Here is a 16,373-nt window from a genome sequence, read left to right as displayed (position 1 = left end):
TATGCACGACCGCGACCTCGCCTGTTCCGCATCGCATCGGGTATGATAGGCCGCATGGATACGAAGAACACATCACACATCAGGAATTTCTCCATCATCGCCCACATCGATCACGGGAAGTCCACGATCTCAGACCGGATCTTGGAGCTGACCCATACCGTCGATGAGCGCGACATGGAGTCCCAGCTGCTCGATTCGATGGATATCGAGCGCGAGCGCGGCATCACGATCAAGAGCAACGCGGTGCGCGTCATGTACACCGCCGAGGACGGCGAGACCTACCAGTTCAACCTCATCGACACGCCGGGGCACGTCGACTTCACCTACGAGGTGTCGCGCTCGCTCGCGGCGTGCGAGGGTGCGGTCCTCGTCGTCGATTCGACGCAGGGCGTGGAGGCCCAGACCGTCTCCAATGCGAACCTGGCGATGAACGCGAACCTGGACATCGTTCCCGCGATCAACAAGATCGACCTTCCCTCCGCGCATCCCGAGGAGGTCAAGGTCGAGATCGAAGACGAGCTCGCAATCCCCGCCGACGATGCCGTCTGTGTGTCCGGTAAGACCGGCGAGGGCATCCACGACCTGCTCGAGGCTATCGTGTTTCTCGTCTCGCCTCCGACCGGTGACGCCGCCGCGCCGCTCAAGGCCCTGATCCTCGACTCGTACTTCGACGAGTACCGCGGTGTCGTCGCGACGGTGCGCGTGTTCGACGGCAGCATCAAGAAGGGCGATACGCTCACCATGATGCAGACCGGTGAGAGCTTCCTCGTCGACGGTGTCGGCATCAAGCGTCCCGCCGAGATGCTCGTCGACGACCTGTCCGTCGGCGAGGTCGGCTTCGTCGTCACCGGTCTCAAGGATCCCGGTGCGGTCCACGTGGGCGATACCCTGACCTATCGCGACCGTCCGTGCCCGGAGCCCTTACCCGGTTATCGCGAGGCCAAGCCGATGGTCTACACCGGCTTGTTCCCGATCGACAACAAGGACTACGAGAACCTCCGCGATGCCCTCGAGAAGCTGCGCGTCAACGATCCGTCGCTCACGTGGAGTCCCGAGACGAGCGTGGCGCTCGGCTTCGGGTTCCGTGTCGGCTTCCTCGGCCTGCTGCACATGGAGGTCGTCAAGGAGCGCCTCGAGCGCGAGTTCGACCTCGATCTCATCGCCACGAGCCCAAGCGTCGACTATCACGTCTATAAGACCGACGGCACCATGATCGACGTGCGCAGTCCGCAGGACCTTCCCGACGTCACGCGCATCGACCATATAGAGGAGCCGTATCTGTCCGCGAAGGTCATCGTGCCGCCCGAGTACACCGGTGCGGTCATGCAGCTGTCCATCGAGCATCGCGCCGTGATGACCGACATGATCCATCTGTCGGCGAAATCGGTGGAGATGCACTTCGATATGCCGCTCGCCGAGCTCATCCTCGACTTCTTCGATCAGCTCAAGAGCCGTACGAAGGGTTATGCGTCGCTCGACTACGAGTTCGCCGACTACCGGACGAGCGAGCTCGTCAAGCTCGATATCCTGCTGTCCGGCGACGACGTCGACGCGCTGTCCTTCATCGTCCATAAGGACAAGGCGTATGCGCTGGCACGCGGCCTGTGCGATAAGCTCAAGGAGATCATCCCGCGTCAGCAGTTCGAGGTTCCCATCCAGGGCGCGATCGGCAACAAGATCATCGCGCGCTCGACGGTCAAGGCGGTCCGCAAGGACGTGCTCGCGAAGTGCTACGGTGGCGATATCTCCCGTAAGCGCAAGCTGCTCGAAAAGCAGAAAGAGGGCAAGAAGCGCATGAAGGCCGTCGGTTCGGTCGAAGTGCCCCAGGAGGCGTTCCTGGCGATCCTCAAGGTGGACGAGTAGGCTCGGTCTCTCGAGTTTTCGTGCCTCCTCATGTCGAAAGGATGAGCGTGGGTCTATCCAATGGAGCCGAGCTGCTTCGCGCCGCCTATGCGGAGCAGCCGTTTCTTCTTGCGCCCATGGCGGGCGTCACCGATGCCGCGTATCGCATCATGTGCCGTCGTCGTGGGGCGCGCATGGCGTTTTCCGAGATGGTGAGCGTCGCGGGGCTCGCCTATGCAAGTGACAAGACCTGGCGGCTCGTGATTCCCGAGGACGAGGAACCGCAGATCTGCGTCCAGCTGTTCGGCTCCAAGCCCGATCAGTTCGCCTCCGCCGTCGATGCCGTGCAGGAGCGGGTCGGCGGCAAGCTCACGCAGATCGATATCAACATGGCGTGTCCGGCGCGCAAGGTCATCACGAAAGGGGAGGGCTCCGCGCTGATGGAGTCCCCCGAGCTCGCCGAGGCCATCGTGCGCGAGACCGTCGCACACGCGGCGGTACCGGTCACGGTCAAGATGCGCGCGTCGTTTCGCGACGGCGGCGTACGCGCCCCCGAGCTCGCGCGCAGGCTCGAGGCGGCCGGTGTCGCCGCGGTCGCGGTCCACGGTCGCACCGCTAAGCAGCTCTACACCGGGCATGCCGACTGGTCGGTGATCGACGAGGTCGCGCGTGCGGTCGAGGTTCCCGTCGTGGGCTCGGGTGATGTCTTTTGCGCCGAGGACGCCGTGCGGATGCTGTCCACGACCGCGGCGAGCGCCGTGTTCATAGCGCGCGGGACCTACGGGAACCCGTGGGTCTTCGACGACGCGCTCGCGCTATGGCGCGACGGCACGCCGGTGGAGCGACGCGCGTCCTCCGTACGTCTCGATGCACTGCGCGAGCACCTCGGGCTCGTCCATAGGTACCTTCCCTTCATGGCGCGTGCCCGCACGTTCGCGACGTGGTATCTCAAGGGCATGCCGCATGCCGCCTTCTGGCGCGGACGTGTCGTTCGCTGCACGTCCTACGAGGAGTTCATGGCCCTCGTCGATGCGATCGAGGCCGACGTGGAGTCGTGCTCGCGCGCATTGGAGCGCGGCGAATCGCTGCCCGAAGCGCCGCAGGGGGCGTAGCCGACCATGGCCATCGGCGCCCTGTACATCCATGTGCCGTTTTGCCACGCCAAGTGCGTGTACTGCGATTTCGATTCCAGAGCATGCGCCGATGGTCGCGAATTCGACCGGTACGTCGAGCGCATGCTCGATCGACTTGCGTCGCTCCGCTCATCGGGGGTGCTCGCCTCGTGTTCCACCGCGTATATCGGCGGCGGTACGCCGACCGTGTTGGGAAGGCGGCTGTGCGAGATCGTCAAGCAGGTTCGCGATATCGCGCCCGGTTTGATCGAGTTGACCTGCGAGGCCAATCCTGAATCCCTCTCGTACGACCTCGCCGCCGGGCTCGCGGCAGCGGGCGCGACGCGCATCTCGCTGGGTGTTCAGAGCTTCCAAGATGACGAGCTGCGTGCGCTCGGACGCCTTCACGATGCGCGACGCGCCCGTGAGGCGATAGGGGAGGCGCTGCGTGCGGGGCTAGACGTCTCGGCGGACCTCATGTGCGGTATTCCCCTGCAAACGGATGAGAGCTGGGATGATACGCTGTCGCAGGCATTCGATTCGGGCATCGGACATGTGTCGGTGTACCCCTTGACGATCGAGGAGGGAACGCCGCTGTCCGTCTTGCTCGAGCGCGGGGTGTGGGACGAGCCGGACGAGGACGCGCAGGCGGGGCGTATGGAGCGCGCCCGTGTGTACGCCGAGCGAGCGGGCATGCACCCCTACGAGGTTGCAAGCTATGCTCGACCTGGCAAGGAATGCCGCCACAACATCGCCTATTGGACGGGCGTCGAGTATCTGGGACTCGGGCGTTCTGCGGCGAGCATGCTCGCTCGTTCCACCTACGAGGGGCTGCGCGAGGTGCTCGGGTTGCCGGCATGCTCCTCGCGGGCGGCGCGCCTACGCGTCGTGCAGGTTGCCGATGATACCGCCGACTCCATGCAGCCGCGTGCGTACGATGTCGAGGAGCTCGATGCGCGCGAGGCGGCTTCCGAGGACCTTATGCTCGGCATGCGTATGACGCGAGGTGTGGGCGCTGACCTGCTCGCGGCGTGTCGCGAGCGCATCGGTGCCGGTCCGCTCGAGCGTGCTATCGAAGAGGCGCTCGGGCGCGGCCTTGCGCGCTGGAGCGAGGATGCGACGCGCGATGGGGTCCCGCGTCTGGTTCCCACGCATGACGGGTGGTTGCTCGGCAACGAGCTGTACGGCCTGTTCTGGGAGCTCGCGCACGATAACGCCTGACGGTACGTCCGGCTCGCATGCGAGCGGTTGCCGCTTGAAATACACCTTGACTTGCGGCATCCTGATGCCAGCGACGTGCGCCCCGCCTTGCACGACGGCATCGCGGGGTGTCGCGTGACCTTCAGTCGAGGATGAACCGGGAGGATGGCCGTCATGCCTGGCAAGCGCGAGGATGTTATCAGCTGGGATGAGTTCTTCATGCGTGCCGCCGTCGCGGCGAGTCTGCGCAGCAAGGACCCGAACACGCAGGTCGGCGCCTGTATCGCCGATACGAACAACCGGATTCTGTCCGTCGGCTACAACGGTACGCCGACTGGTCTGGACGATGACGAGTTTCCCTGGGAAGCCACCGGCGACCCGTTGACCGACAAGCACAACTACGTCATCCACGCCGAGGCCAACGCCATCCTCAACTATCGCGGCTCGCTCAAGGACATGGCGGGTGCTACGGTCTACGTCACGCTCTTCCCGTGCCATGAATGCGCCAAGACCCTCGTGCAGGCAGGGATCGGCGAGGTCGTCTATCTCGACGATAAGTACGAGGGGACCGAGGACAACCTCATCTCAAAGACGATCTTCGACCGTTGCGGCATCACCTATCGCCAGATCGTGCTCAAGGGGTAGACGGCCCCGTCCCCGATGGCGTCTTTCACGTCCTGCGAGCTGATACGTGCAGGTATCGTGGGGTGCGGATATATCCTTGGATGTTCGGTACAATAAACCCCATGTGCCAAGTCACGCAGGAGGTAGCACCGCCGTATGGCAATGATGAACGAGAAGGATTACTACGCCATCCTCGGGGTTTCCAAGGACGCGAGTGCGCGCGAGATCCAAAAGGCGTTTCAGCAGAAGGCTCGCAAGCTCCATCCGGATGTCAACAAGGAACCCGATGCCGAGGAGCGCTTCAAAGAGGTTTCCGAGGCATACGCCGTTTTGTCCGATGACCAGAAACGCGCCCGCTACGACGCGATGCGTTCGGGCAATCCCTTCGCCGGCGCCCCGACCGCCAATCCGTATGGCGGCGGCTATTCCGGCAGCTATACCGGCGGCTCGCCGTTCGGAGGATTCCCGTTCGGAGGCGCGGGGTACACCACATCGCGCCGGTCCGGCTCGGCATTCAATCCCGAGACGGGTGCCGACGTGGTGGTCGATGTCGAACTGACGGCGGCTCAGGCCAAGGGCGGAGCCCGTCGTGCCGTGAAGTATCGCCGCTACGAGCCGTGCGATCATTGCCACGGATCCGGTTCGGTATCGAGCGGGTCGGCTCACACCTGCCCGTCGTGCGGAGGCACCGGTGCCGTGGAGGTCGACCTGTCGTTTCTGTTCGGCGCGGGCATGTTCCAGACCGTGTGCCCCGAGTGCGGCGGCAGCGGTCGCGTCATCTCCGATCCGTGCCCGGACTGCGGCGGCAGCGGTCGCACGCCCGTGGTGACCGAGGCGGTCATCGAGTTTCCCGCCGATACGCATGACGGCGATACGGTCCGTGTCAAATCGATGGGCCACGCGGGAACCAACGGTGCCGCCGGCGGCGACTTGATCGGTCGCGCGCACGTGGCGGCGGAGCGTCTCGAGGGTCCGGCACGTACCGGGTTCTATCTCGTCGGCTTCTCGCTGCCCTTCCTGATCCTGTTCGGAGTGTCGGGCATCGTGTCGCTCGTCACCTTCATCTGCCTGGCCATGCTCGTCTCGGGCATCGTGTCGATCTTCAAGGGTGGCGTTCGCGATCGGTCCACCACGTGGTGGAAGCGCGGTATGAGCCAGGTCGTCAACGGATGCGCCAACGGGTTGCTGCTCGCGCTCATCTCGGTCAGCTTCGCATCGTGCTCGCGGGGCATGATGATGGGGGCGATGCCGCGCTAGGCCGTATCGCGCTGCGGGGGCGCGCGATTGCCTGCGGGCGATGATGGGTATATCTGATGCGGCTGGCTGCATGCCGCCGTCTGTCTTGAAAATCGGGAAGGAAGTTCGTCGTGGCGGACAAGAGGGATTACTACGAGGTGTTGGGCGTCGATCGTGACGCCGATCAGCGCACGATCAAGCGCGCGTTTCTCAAGAAGGCGCGCGAGGTCCATCCGGATGTCTCGGACGATCCGAATGCCGAAGAGAAGTTCAAGGAGGTCAACGAGGCGTACTCGGTGCTCTCCGACGAGCAGAAGCGCGCCAACTACGACCGCTACGGCACGGCGGACGGCCCTGGAATGGGCTCGGGATACGTCGATTTCTCCGATATCTTCGGCGGGATGGGGATGGACGACATCTTCTCATCGTTCTTCGGCGGCGGCGCGTCTTCGGGCGGTCGCGCCCGTGCGCAGCGTCGAGGCGGTCGCGACATGGCCATCACGTTGACCGTCACCCTCGAGGAGGCGGCGCGCGGATGTACCAAGACGATCAGCTACGACCGCTTGGCCACCTGCGAGGACTGCCATGGAACGGGCGCTGCCGACGGCGCGAGCGAGAAGCAATGCCCCCGCTGTCACGGCACCGGTTTCGTGACCACGGTCCAGCGCTCCATCTTCGGCCAGGTACAGTCCAGCTCCCCGTGCCCGGATTGCGGCGGCGAGGGGACCGTCATCGACACCCCATGCGAGATGTGCTCGGGTCAGGGCCGCACGCCGACCCACGAGAAGGTCGATATCGAGGTTCCCGCCGGCATCGCATCCGGCCGTCAGCTCCGTGTGCGCGGGTACGGCGAGGCCGGTTTCAGGGGCGCCGAGTCCGGCGACCTGATCGTGAACGTGCGTGTCGCCGAACATGAACGCTTCCAGCGCTCCGGCGACGATCTGCTTTGCGAGGTCTCCGTTCCCATGGCGAGTGCTGCGCTGGGCTGCACGGTCGAGGTCGAGGGCATCCTCGACGACGAGCGCATCGCCGTCGAGATTCCCGCCGGGACGCAGTTCGGCGACACCGTCACCGTTGACGGTCGTGGCATGCCGCGCTCCGGTGGCGGCGGGTCGCGCGGCCGGCTGATCGTCCGCGTCGCCGTGGTCGTTCCCAAGAAGATGAACGCCGCCGCCCGCGAGGCGCTCGAACGCTTCGCCAAGGAGATGGGCGAGCAGGTCGCGCCGCGCAAGAGCGTCGGCGATCGCATCCGCGACGCGATCGACGATATCCTCGAGTAGGGGCCGCCGTGTCGAATCCCACCGTACACGTCGTGAATCTCGGCTGCCGCGTCAATCGCGTGGAGAGCGACCGCATGACCGTCGAGCTCGATCGCCGCGGCTTCGATCTGGTCGACGAGGACGATGCCGAGATCGTGGTCATCAACACCTGCGCGGTGACCGGCGAGGCCGAGGCCAAGACGCGCAAGGCGGTCCGACATGCGCTCGGGTGCGCCCGCGACCCTTGGGTCATCGTGACGGGATGCGCCGTGAACCTCCATGCGGACGTTTTGACGGCGCTTTCCGAGCGTGTGATCGCCGAGCCTTCGAAGGCCAAGGTCGCTGCGTGTGCCGAGAGGCTCGTCGCCGATCGGCTGCGCGACAGCCCGCATTCGGACGATTACGACGCAACCACCCTGACCGACCTGCTCGGACGCTCGCGCATCGGGGTGAAGGTGCAAGACGGGTGCGATAACCGCTGCTCGTACTGTATCGTGTGGAAGGCGCGCGGACCCGAGCGCTCCGTCGCGCTCGACCGCGTCCTCGATGACGTTCGCGCCGCTGCGGCTTCCGGTATCGCCGAAGTCGTGTTGACCGGCGTGAATCTCGGCGCCTATCGTGCGTCCGACGGCTCCGGTAAGGTCTTGGGTATCGATGGGCTTCTCGAGTCGATCGTGCGCGATACGGACATCCCGCATATCCGTCTGTCCTCCATCGAGCCCATGGATATCGATGAGGCCCTCTTGGCGCGCATGGCCGCTCATCCCACACGCGTCGCGCCGTTTCTCCACGTGCCCATCCAGTCGGGCTGCACCGAGACGCTTGCGCGCATGAATCGACCCTATGATGCCGATGACCTGCTCGATCTTGTCGATATGATCCGCGGTGCGGTTCCCGGGATCGCACTGTCCGGAGACCTGATCGTCGGGTTTCCCGGCGAGACCGACGAGGAGTTCGAGTGCACGCGCGCGCTCGTCGAGCGTATCGGTTTCTCGCGCCTGCACGTGTTCCGGTACAGCGCCCGCCCCGGGACGCCGGCGGCGACCATGCCCGATCAGGTTCCCGCACAGACCATGGCGGCTCGAAGCGCCGTCATCCGTGCGCTCGTGGATAAAACGTCTCGTGCCGATGCCGCGGCGCGTATCGGTACCATCGAGCGCGCCGTCATCGAGTATCCCGGTCGCGGCACGCTCGGTTCGTTCCATCGCGTGATCGTCGACGATGCCTCCGACGACCTCGTCGGTCGGCTGGTCGATGTTGCTATCATGGATGTCGACTCGCACGGTGTGCTGCGCGGTCGCGTGGTTCGATCGGCAGGGGCGGGCGCGGAAGCGTCTGTCGATTCGAGATGAGGGGGAGCATGGACTCGACCAAGGTGAGGCTGACCGTTCCGGACGGTATCGACCCGGCCCGCGTGACCGGTTCGGGCGATGCCGTGCTCCGTGCCATCGAGGCGAACACGACCGCATCGGTCGTCGTGCGCGGCAGCGCGATCTCGCTGTCGGGCTCTCCTGACGAGGTCGAGCTGCTCACGCGTCTGTTCACGCATCTCATCAAGCTCGCCTCCGCGGACGAGGTTCCGGCCCCCGGCGATGCCCTGCGCGCGCTCGACGCGCTTCGGCAGGAGCGCTCCGACATCTCCGGGCTTTCCGATGACATCCTGCTGACGTACCGAGGTCATGCCATCAGGCCCAAGACCCTGGGTCAGAAGCGCTATATCGATGCCATCCGATTGAACACCATCACGTTTTGCACGGGGCCAGCGGGCACCGGCAAGACGTATCTGGCGATGGCGATCGCGGTGGCGGCGCTCAAGCGCCATGAGGTAGGCCGCATCGTGCTCACGCGTCCGGTCGTGGAGGCGGGGGAGAACCTCGGCTTTCTGCCCGGAACGCTACAGGAGAAGATCGATCCCTACGTGCGTCCCCTGCTCGACGCGTTGTTCGACATGACCGATATGGAGCGTGCGACGGCGCTCGTGGAGCAGGGCGTCATCGAGATCGCGCCGCTCGCCTACATGCGCGGGCGCACGCTGAACGACGCGATCGTCGTGCTCGACGAGGCGCAGAACACCACGCCGGAGCAGATGAAGATGTTCCTCACGCGCCTGGGGTTCAATTCCAAATTCATCATCACCGGCGATACGACGCAGCGCGATCTTCCCGGCAAGCGTGGGGGCTTGACCGACGTCGAGGAGATCTTGGCCGGCGTCGACGATATCGCGTTCATCCGTCTGCATCGCACCGACGTCGTCCGTCACGCGCTTGTCGGACGCATCGTCGAGGCATACGATGCCTTCGAGGAGACCCATCCGGCGCATTCGGCGCCGCATACGGGAAGGGGAGCCCATGGCCGTGCTCATCAGTAACGAGGCCGAGCTCGACACGCTGCTCGAGCCGGCGGAAATCGAACGGGTCGTCGCATGCGTGCTTGCGCGTGAGGGCGTGGAGCGCCAGGTCGACGTGTCCGTCTCCTTCGTCGATGATGAGGAGATGCGGGGGCTCAACCGCGCGTGGCGTCACATCGATGCACCCACGGACGTTCTGTCGTTCGAGTGCGACGATCCTTCCGACGAGTCCATTCCCGCCGATGAGGCGGTCGAGCTCGGCGACGTGATCTTGGCACCCGGTGTCATCGCCGCGCAGGCGCCGGAGTTCGGCTTCACTCCCGCACAGGAATGCCGCCTCATGCTCGTGCATGGCCTGCTGCATCTGCTCGGCTACGATCATCTCGATGACGATGAGGCGTCGCTGATGGAGGAACGCGAACTCGAGATCCTCCGCCGGCTTGCGCGCGAGCGCGGCGAGGATGTCGATGCCGTGTGCATCGGACCCACCACGCGCCATCACGACGACTAAGCGAGGTCGCCCATGATTCCCGGTTCCAACAAGGATCACCCCTCCTTCATCCGTTCCTTCGGGTACGCCATGGAGGGCTTCGTCACCGCGGTGCGCACCGAGCGCAACATCAAGGTCATGCTCGTCATGGGTGTGACCGCCGTCATTGCGGGTATCGTGTTGCGCATCGACCTGCTGTCGTGGTGCCTGGTCGCCCTGTGCTTTGGGCTCGTCATCTTCGCGGAGCTGGTCAACACCGCGATCGAGGCCATCGTCGACCTCGCCACGCAGGAGTTCCATCCGCTCGCCAAGCGCGCCAAGGATATCGCCGCGGCGAGCGTCTACACCCTGTCCATCACCGCCGCGATCGTCGGGATCATCGTGTTCGCACGTGCGCTCGGCTTTATCGCGTAGCATTCGGAAAACGCGGAGGAATCCATGGATCACACGACGAATACCCCTCATGACGCCGAGGTGCTTGACCGCGATGTCGATGACCTCGCACTCGATGAGGATCGCGAGTTCGATGAGGATGACGCGATCGAGGAGTTCGACCCGTTCGAGGGCTTGAGCGACGAAGAGATCGATGCGATGGCCGATGCCGAGGATGCCGCTTCCAACCTCGGCCTTGTCGCCGGCGACACGCCCGAGGGATTCCGGAGCGGCTTCGTCGCCCTCGTCGGTCGTCCCAACGCCGGTAAGTCCACGCTGCTCAATGCGTGCATGGGATCGAAGGTCGCCATCACCTCGCCGGTTGCGCAGACCACGCGCCGCCGGATGCGCGCCATCGTGGAACGCGACGGGTACCAGCTCGTCTTCGTCGACACGCCCGGCATCCATAAGCCCAAGGACGGCCTTGGATCCGAGCTCAACCGCTCGGCGCTCGCCGAGCTTTCCGACGTCGATGTGGTCGCGTTCCTCATCGACGCGTCCGTGCCCATCGGCCGCGGTGACGAGTGGATCGCCGAGCGCGTGCGCGCTTCGCATGCGACCAAGATCCTCGTGCTCACAAAGGCCGACAAGGTCGATCAGACTGCGATGATGGTGCAGCTCGACCGCGCTCGCGAGCTCGTCGACTTCGACGACATGATCGTCGTGTCATCTACCGAGCACTTCAACGTCGAACCGTTCATCGAACTCGTCTCGGAGCATCTTCCCGCCGGTCCACGCTGGTTCCCCAAGGGGATGGATACCGACACCGACGATGCGACGCTGGTCGCCGAGTTCGTCCGCGAGAAGGTCCTGCTGCGCACGCGCGAGGAGGTTCCCCATTCCGTGGGCGTCGTCTGCGATGCCTTCGAGCGTACGCGTAAGCTGGTCCGCGCACATGCCACCGTGTACGTGGAGCGTGAGGGGCAGAAGGGTATCCTCGTGGGTCGCCGCGGCGAGATGATCAAGCATATCGGTACCGACGCGCGGCGCGATCTCGAGCGCCTGTTCGGGCGCAAGGTGTTCTTGGCGCTCGACGTGCGCGTCCAGCGCGGATGGCGCGACGACGAGCGCGAGATCCGTCGCATGGGGTACGCGTTCGAGGAGTAGCGGGGACGGCAGCGGCGTGCAGCGATGGGGCCGCGCGTCCGCCACACCATGCGAGGGGGCGCCATGGCGGCATCGCGGACATATCGTGCGAGCGCCATCGTGCTCGATAAGGTCAAGCTCAAGGAGATCGATTTGATCTTGACCCTCGTAGCCGATTCCGGTCGGCAGATCCGTGCCGTGGCGAAAGGTGCCCGGAAACCGGGAAGCCGTCTTGCGGCACGGTGCGAGCTGTTCTGCACGACCGACTTTTTGCTCACGCACGGTCGTAACCTCGACATCGTGTCGCAGGCGGAGCTCTTGGAGGCGCCGCTCGGGTCATCCCCGACCTTCGAGCGCATGAGTGCGGCGAGCGCCGTTGCTGATATCGCGCGTCTGTGCTGCTACGAGGATGCCGAAGATCCCTACATCTACTCGATCACCCGACGTGCCCTGCAGGTTGTGGGGGACGTCTCCACCGATACCGTGCACCTCGATATCGTGGTTGCCGCCTATGCGTTCAAGGTGCTCTCGCATATCGGATACCGTCCGGATTTCTCCTCGTGCGTCGCGTGCGGCGACGCCGCGGTCAGCTATTTCTCGGCGGCTGCGGGAGGTTTGCTGTGCGCCTCGTGCGCCTCGAGCGTTGCGGGCGCCGAGATGATCGATGCATCCCAGGTGGAATGGTTGCGGGCGTTCATCCATGCCCGGTTCGACCAGCTTGCGACCGCTCCGGTCGACACCGCCACCGCTTCGTATCTGCTTGCGCTTGCGCACGTATGGGCCGCCACGCACCTCGATGCCCGACTCCGTGCGCTCGAGTTCATGCTGGGACGGTAGGCTTTTCGTCCGTCAGTCCGATACGTTCCCGATCTGTCGTCCATGCCCTTGGCTCATAGCATGATGATAAAAAGCTATCACTCCACTTGGATAAAGTACGTACAATAGCGATAGGAAGTCTGGGTCGGAGTATTCATGAATACTCCGTTTTCAGGGCACAGCCTGCACGCTTACGAAGCCGTTCCGTCCGTCTGGGGGTTCGTCGTTCGGCCCTGGGTGTATAGGTGATAAAAAGTTATTGACACGATAAGAGGGGAGTATTTATGGCACGACTTCATGTCATGGAGCGCAGCCATGCCCAGGCTGTCATGGACGACCTGCATGATGCGCTTGGACGGCGTCTCGCCGCCCGTTCGCTCGCGCCCTGTCCGGTCGAGTTCACCGCGGCGCTCGTGAACATGTGCGCCACGCAGAGTTGCGGCAAGTGCACACCCTGCCGCGTGGGTCTGAAGGCGCTTGCCGACCTGCTCGAGGAGGTCCTAGCCAATCGCGCGACGCTCGAGACGATCGATCTGATCGAGAAGACCGCGAACACGATCTACCTGTCGAGCGACTGCGCGATCGGCTACGAGGCCGGCTCGATGGCCCTCATGGCGGTGCGCGGTTTCCGTGACGATTTCGAACATCATGTCCGCGAGCACGCGTGCGGCTTCGAGCAGAATGAGCGCGTCCCGTGCGTGGCGGGCTGTCCGGCAAACGTCGATATCCCAGGCTACATCTCGCTCGTCGAGGCCGGACGTTACGCCGATGCGGTGCGCCTGATCCGCAAGGACAACCCACTGCCGGTCGTGTGCGGCCGCGTGTGCGAGCATCCCTGCGAGATGCACTGCCGTCGCGGTATCGTCGACGATCCGCTAAACATCCTCGCGCTCAAGCGCTATGCGACCGATCATATGGAGCACGACTACCGTCCCAACATGGCCGAGCCGACCGGCAAGAACGTCGCCGTCATCGGCGGTGGTCCCGCCGGCATCAGCTGCGCGTACTACCTGGCGCTCATGGGCCATAAGGTCAAGATCTTCGAGCAGCGCAAGCACCTCGGCGGCATGCTACGCTACGGCATCCCGAGCTACCGCCTGCCGCGCGAGGACCTGGAGTCCGAGATCCAGTGGATCTTGGATTGCGGCATCGATGTCGAGCTCGAATCCTCCATCGACGGCGCCGGCCTCGAGCAGCTACGCCGCGAGTACGACGCGGTGTATCTTGCCATCGGTGCCCACAGCGACAAGAAGCTCGGCCTTGAGGGTGAGGACGCCCAGGGCGTCGTCTCGGCCGTCCAGATGCTGCGTGCCATCGGCGATGGCGAGATGCCCGACTTTTCCGGTGAGCGCGTCGTGGTCATCGGCGGCGGTAACGTCGCCATGGACGTCGCGCGCTCCAGCGTCCGTCTGGGTGCCGAGAAGGTCATCATCGCGTACCGCCGTCGTATCTGCGACATGACCGCGCAGGACGCCGAGATCGCAGGCGCCGAGGCAGAGGGCTGCCAGATCATGGAGCTCAACGCCCCCGTGCGCATCGAGACGACCGACGACGGCCGCGTGGCCGGCGTGGTGGTCCAGCCGCAGATCATCGGTGCGCCCCGTCGCGGACGTCCCGCGCCGCGTGCCGCCGCCGCTCCCGAGCAGCTGATCGCCTGTGATCGCGTGATCGTCGCGATCGGTCAGGACATCGACTCGGCGACCTTCGAGACTATCGGTATCCCGTGTAAGTGGGGCCGTATCGTCACGGACACCGAAGGCGCGATTGCAGGATTCGACGGCGTGTACTCCGGCGGCGACTGCCAGACGGGTCCCGCGACCGTGATCCGCGCCATCAACGCCGGTAAGGTCGCGGCCGCCAACATCGACCGCCACCTCGGGTTCGATCACAACATCGAGCTCGATGTCGAGCTTCCGCCCGTTCAGTTCAAGGGCAAGCGCCTGTGCGGTCGCTGCGAGCTCAAGGAGCGCGACGCCGCCGAGCGCATCGGTGACTTCGAGATGGCCGAGATCGGCCTGACCGAGGAAGAGGCCCATCAGGAGGCCTCGCGCTGCCTGCGCTGCGACCACTTCGGCTTCGGTGCGTTCCGTGGGGGGAGGAATTTCCAGTGGTAAAGCTCATCATCGACGACCGCGAGGTCGAGGTTCCCGAGCACACGACGATTCTCGATGCCGCCGCGAGCGTGGGCATCAAGATCCCGACGCTGTGCTATCTGCGCGATCTCAACGAGGTCGGCGCCTGCCGCGTATGCGTGGTCGAGGTCGAGGGCATCGATCAGCTCGTTGCCGCGTGCAACAACTACGTGCTCGACGGCATGGTCGTGCGCACCAACAGCAACAAGGCGCGCATCGCCCGTAAGACCAACGTCGAGTTCCTGCTGTCGCAGCACGACTCCGAGTGCACGAGCTGCACGCGTTCGGGCAATTGCTCGCTGCAGTCGCTCGCCAACGATCTGGGTATCACCGACCTGCCGTTCTCAAAGCATCTCGAGGGCTTCAAATCCGACCCCTCGTTCCCGCTCATCCGCAACAACGATAAGTGCATCAAGTGCCTGCGCTGCATCCAGATCTGCGAGAAGGTCCAGGGTACCGGCGTATGGGATCTCACGAGCCGTGCCAGCCATACGGTCGTGAACGTCGCCGGCGGCAAGAAGCTCTCCGAGACCGATTGCGCCCTGTGCGGCCAGTGCATCACGCATTGCCCGACCGGCGCGCTTCGTGCCCGCGACGACACCGAGCGCGTCTTCGATGCCTTGGCCGATCCGGACAAGATCTGTCTCGTGCAGATCGCGCCCGCCGTCCGTACCTCGTGGGGCGAGTCGCTCGGCCTGTCCCGTGGGGAGGCGACCGTCGAGCGCCTTGCCACCGCGCTGCGCATGATGGGCTTCGATTACGTGTTCGACACCAACTTCTCCGCCGACCTCACCATCATGGAGGAGGGCTCAGAGCTGCTCGAGCGCATCAAGAAGGCCGGGGAGCCCGGCGGCGAGAACATCAAGTTCCCGATGTTCACCTCGTGCTGCCCGGGCTGGATCCGCTACGTCAAGTCGCACTATCCCGACATGCTCGATCAAGTCTCCACGTCCAAATCGCCGCAGCAGATGTTCGGCGCCGTGGCCAAGACCTACTACGCCGATGCGTTGGGTGTCGATCCCTCCAAGGTCTTCTGCGTGTCGATCATGCCCTGCGTTGCCAAGAAGTCCGAGGCCGCGCTGCCTACCATGGTGGGGGAGAACGGCGAGCCCGACGTCGATGTCGTGCTCACCGTGCGCGAGGTCGATCGCATGGTGCGCGCCTCGCATATCGATGCGACGTCGATCGAGGAGCAGGAGCTCGACCAGCCGCTCGGCTTCGGTACCGGCGCCGCCGTGATCTTCGGTGCTACCGGCGGCGTCATGGATGCCGCCCTGCGCTCCGCGTACTATCTCGCCACGGGTGAGAATCCCGACCCCGATGCGTTCTCGGGCGTGCGCGGCCTGGGCGGTTGGAAGGAGAAGACCTTCGATCTGGCCGGAACGCCCTTGCGTGTCGCCGTGGCGCACGGTCTGGGCAACGCCCACCGGCTCATCGAGGCGCTGCGTGCCGGCGAGGTCTCCTATGACTTCGTCGAGATCATGGCATGCCCAGGCGGCTGCGTGGGTGGCGGCGGCCAGCCGATCCACGATGGATGCGAGCTCGCCGGCGAGCGCGGCGACGTGCTGTGGGGGCTCGACGCCGCCTCCGAGGTCCGCTTCAGCCACGAGAATCCGAGTGTGAAGCTCGTTTACGACGACTATCTCGATCATCCGCTCTCCGAGCGCGCCGAGGAGCTCCTCCACACCGACCACACCGCCTGGTCCATGGGAAAATAGGGACAGTCCCTATTTTCCCAGCGAAGGAATAGAGACAGGCACCTTTTCCCATACGCCGCGGCCGGCCGTCTGCCGGTCG

14 protein-coding genes are annotated in these 16,373 nt (G+C 64.7%); all 14 read left to right on the top strand.

Annotated elements, in window-relative coordinates; genetic code table 11:
• Positions 1-54 precede the first annotated feature (54 nt).
• The 14 genes from lepA (at position 55) to I6E04_RS01090 (ending at position 16,294) form a co-directional block, all read left to right on the top strand.
• The gene (gene lepA / locus I6E04_RS01155) at positions 55-1,863 is read left to right on the top strand and encodes a translation elongation factor 4 (protein WP_235421302.1); all 1,809 of its coding nucleotides are present in this window, start codon (positions 55-57) and stop codon (positions 1,861-1,863) included.
• 47 nt (positions 1,864-1,910) lie between these two features.
• Positions 1,911-2,954 carry a tRNA dihydrouridine synthase gene (locus I6E04_RS01150; RefSeq protein WP_328225257.1) on the top strand — a complete coding sequence of 348 codons (1,044 nt, stop codon included), beginning with the start codon at positions 1,911-1,913 and terminating at the stop codon, positions 2,952-2,954.
• A 6-nt stretch (positions 2,955-2,960) separates the two neighbouring features.
• Entirely contained in the window at positions 2,961-4,175 is a 1,215-nt protein-coding gene (gene hemW / locus I6E04_RS01145) for a radical SAM family heme chaperone HemW (RefSeq protein ID WP_235421300.1), read from the top strand.
• 153 nt (positions 4,176-4,328) lie between these two features.
• Positions 4,329-4,799, top strand: a complete 471-nt coding sequence (locus tag I6E04_RS01140; RefSeq protein WP_235421512.1) for a deoxycytidylate deaminase — start codon at positions 4,329-4,331, stop codon at positions 4,797-4,799.
• A gap of 135 nt (positions 4,800-4,934) precedes the next feature.
• Positions 4,935-6,035: a DnaJ domain-containing protein gene (locus I6E04_RS01135; protein ID WP_235421299.1), complete on the top strand. Its 1,101-nt coding sequence runs from the start codon at positions 4,935-4,937 to the stop codon at positions 6,033-6,035.
• 110 nt (positions 6,036-6,145) lie between these two features.
• Positions 6,146-7,294, top strand: a complete 1,149-nt coding sequence (dnaJ, locus tag I6E04_RS01130) for a molecular chaperone DnaJ (RefSeq protein ID WP_235421297.1) — start codon at positions 6,146-6,148, stop codon at positions 7,292-7,294.
• Positions 7,295-7,302: 8 nt separating this feature from the next.
• Complete coding sequence (locus tag I6E04_RS01125; protein ID WP_235421296.1) at positions 7,303-8,625, top strand: MiaB/RimO family radical SAM methylthiotransferase; 1,323 nt, start codon at positions 7,303-7,305, stop codon at positions 8,623-8,625.
• An 8-nt stretch (positions 8,626-8,633) separates the two neighbouring features.
• A complete protein-coding gene (locus I6E04_RS01120) occupies positions 8,634-9,641 on the top strand; it encodes a PhoH family protein (RefSeq protein WP_235421295.1) in 1,008 nt (335 codons plus the stop codon).
• On the top strand, positions 9,622-10,131 hold the full coding sequence (gene ybeY, locus I6E04_RS01115; RefSeq protein ID WP_235421293.1) for an rRNA maturation RNase YbeY: 510 nt from the start codon (positions 9,622-9,624) through the stop codon (positions 10,129-10,131). Before I6E04_RS01120 ends, ybeY begins: the two co-directional genes overlap by 20 nt.
• A gap of 12 nt (positions 10,132-10,143) precedes the next feature.
• Positions 10,144-10,524 (top strand): diacylglycerol kinase family protein, encoded by a 381-nt coding sequence (locus tag I6E04_RS01110; protein WP_235421291.1) that lies wholly within the window; start codon positions 10,144-10,146, stop codon positions 10,522-10,524.
• Between the two features lie 24 nt (positions 10,525-10,548).
• Positions 10,549-11,649 carry a GTPase Era gene (gene era, locus I6E04_RS01105; RefSeq protein ID WP_419179981.1) on the top strand — a complete coding sequence of 367 codons (1,101 nt, stop codon included), beginning with the start codon at positions 10,549-10,551 and terminating at the stop codon, positions 11,647-11,649.
• A gap of 63 nt (positions 11,650-11,712) precedes the next feature.
• Positions 11,713-12,465 (top strand): DNA repair protein RecO, encoded by a 753-nt coding sequence (gene recO, locus I6E04_RS01100; RefSeq protein WP_235421289.1) that lies wholly within the window; start codon positions 11,713-11,715, stop codon positions 12,463-12,465.
• Positions 12,466-12,728: 263 nt separating this feature from the next.
• A complete protein-coding gene (locus tag I6E04_RS01095) occupies positions 12,729-14,558 on the top strand; it encodes an NAD(P)-binding protein (RefSeq protein WP_235421287.1) in 1,830 nt (609 codons plus the stop codon).
• Positions 14,552-16,294 (top strand): [FeFe] hydrogenase, group A, encoded by a 1,743-nt coding sequence (locus I6E04_RS01090; protein WP_235421285.1) that lies wholly within the window; start codon positions 14,552-14,554, stop codon positions 16,292-16,294. Before I6E04_RS01095 ends, I6E04_RS01090 begins: the two co-directional genes overlap by 7 nt.
• Positions 16,295-16,373 lie beyond the last annotated feature (79 nt).

The organism is Collinsella tanakaei (assembly GCF_021531055.1).
Taxonomy (GTDB): Bacteria; Actinomycetota; Coriobacteriia; order Coriobacteriales; family Coriobacteriaceae; genus Collinsella; species Collinsella tanakaei_B.
This window is presented reverse-complemented; position numbering and strand designations above follow the sequence as displayed.

What these genes read in the sequence shown, in the direction of transcription:
- lepA (WP_235421302.1), top strand. Translation starts at nt 55, where the DNA reads ATGGATACGAAGAACACATCACACATCAGGAATTTCTCCATCATCGCC.
- hemW (WP_235421300.1), top strand. Translation starts at nt 2,961, where the DNA reads ATGGCCATCGGCGCCCTGTACATCCATGTGCCGTTTTGCCACGCCAAG.
- I6E04_RS01140 (WP_235421512.1), top strand. Translation starts at nt 4,329, where the DNA reads ATGCCTGGCAAGCGCGAGGATGTTATCAGCTGGGATGAGTTCTTCATG.
- I6E04_RS01135 (WP_235421299.1), top strand. Translation starts at nt 4,935, where the DNA reads ATGGCAATGATGAACGAGAAGGATTACTACGCCATCCTCGGGGTTTCC.
- I6E04_RS01120 (WP_235421295.1), top strand. Translation starts at nt 8,634, where the DNA reads ATGGACTCGACCAAGGTGAGGCTGACCGTTCCGGACGGTATCGACCCG.
- ybeY (WP_235421293.1), top strand. Translation starts at nt 9,622, where the DNA reads ATGGCCGTGCTCATCAGTAACGAGGCCGAGCTCGACACGCTGCTCGAG.
- I6E04_RS01110 (WP_235421291.1), top strand. Translation starts at nt 10,144, where the DNA reads ATGATTCCCGGTTCCAACAAGGATCACCCCTCCTTCATCCGTTCCTTC.
- era (WP_419179981.1), top strand. Translation starts at nt 10,549, where the DNA reads ATGGATCACACGACGAATACCCCTCATGACGCCGAGGTGCTTGACCGC.
- recO (WP_235421289.1), top strand. Translation starts at nt 11,713, where the DNA reads ATGGCGGCATCGCGGACATATCGTGCGAGCGCCATCGTGCTCGATAAG.
- I6E04_RS01095 (WP_235421287.1), top strand. Translation starts at nt 12,729, where the DNA reads ATGGCACGACTTCATGTCATGGAGCGCAGCCATGCCCAGGCTGTCATG.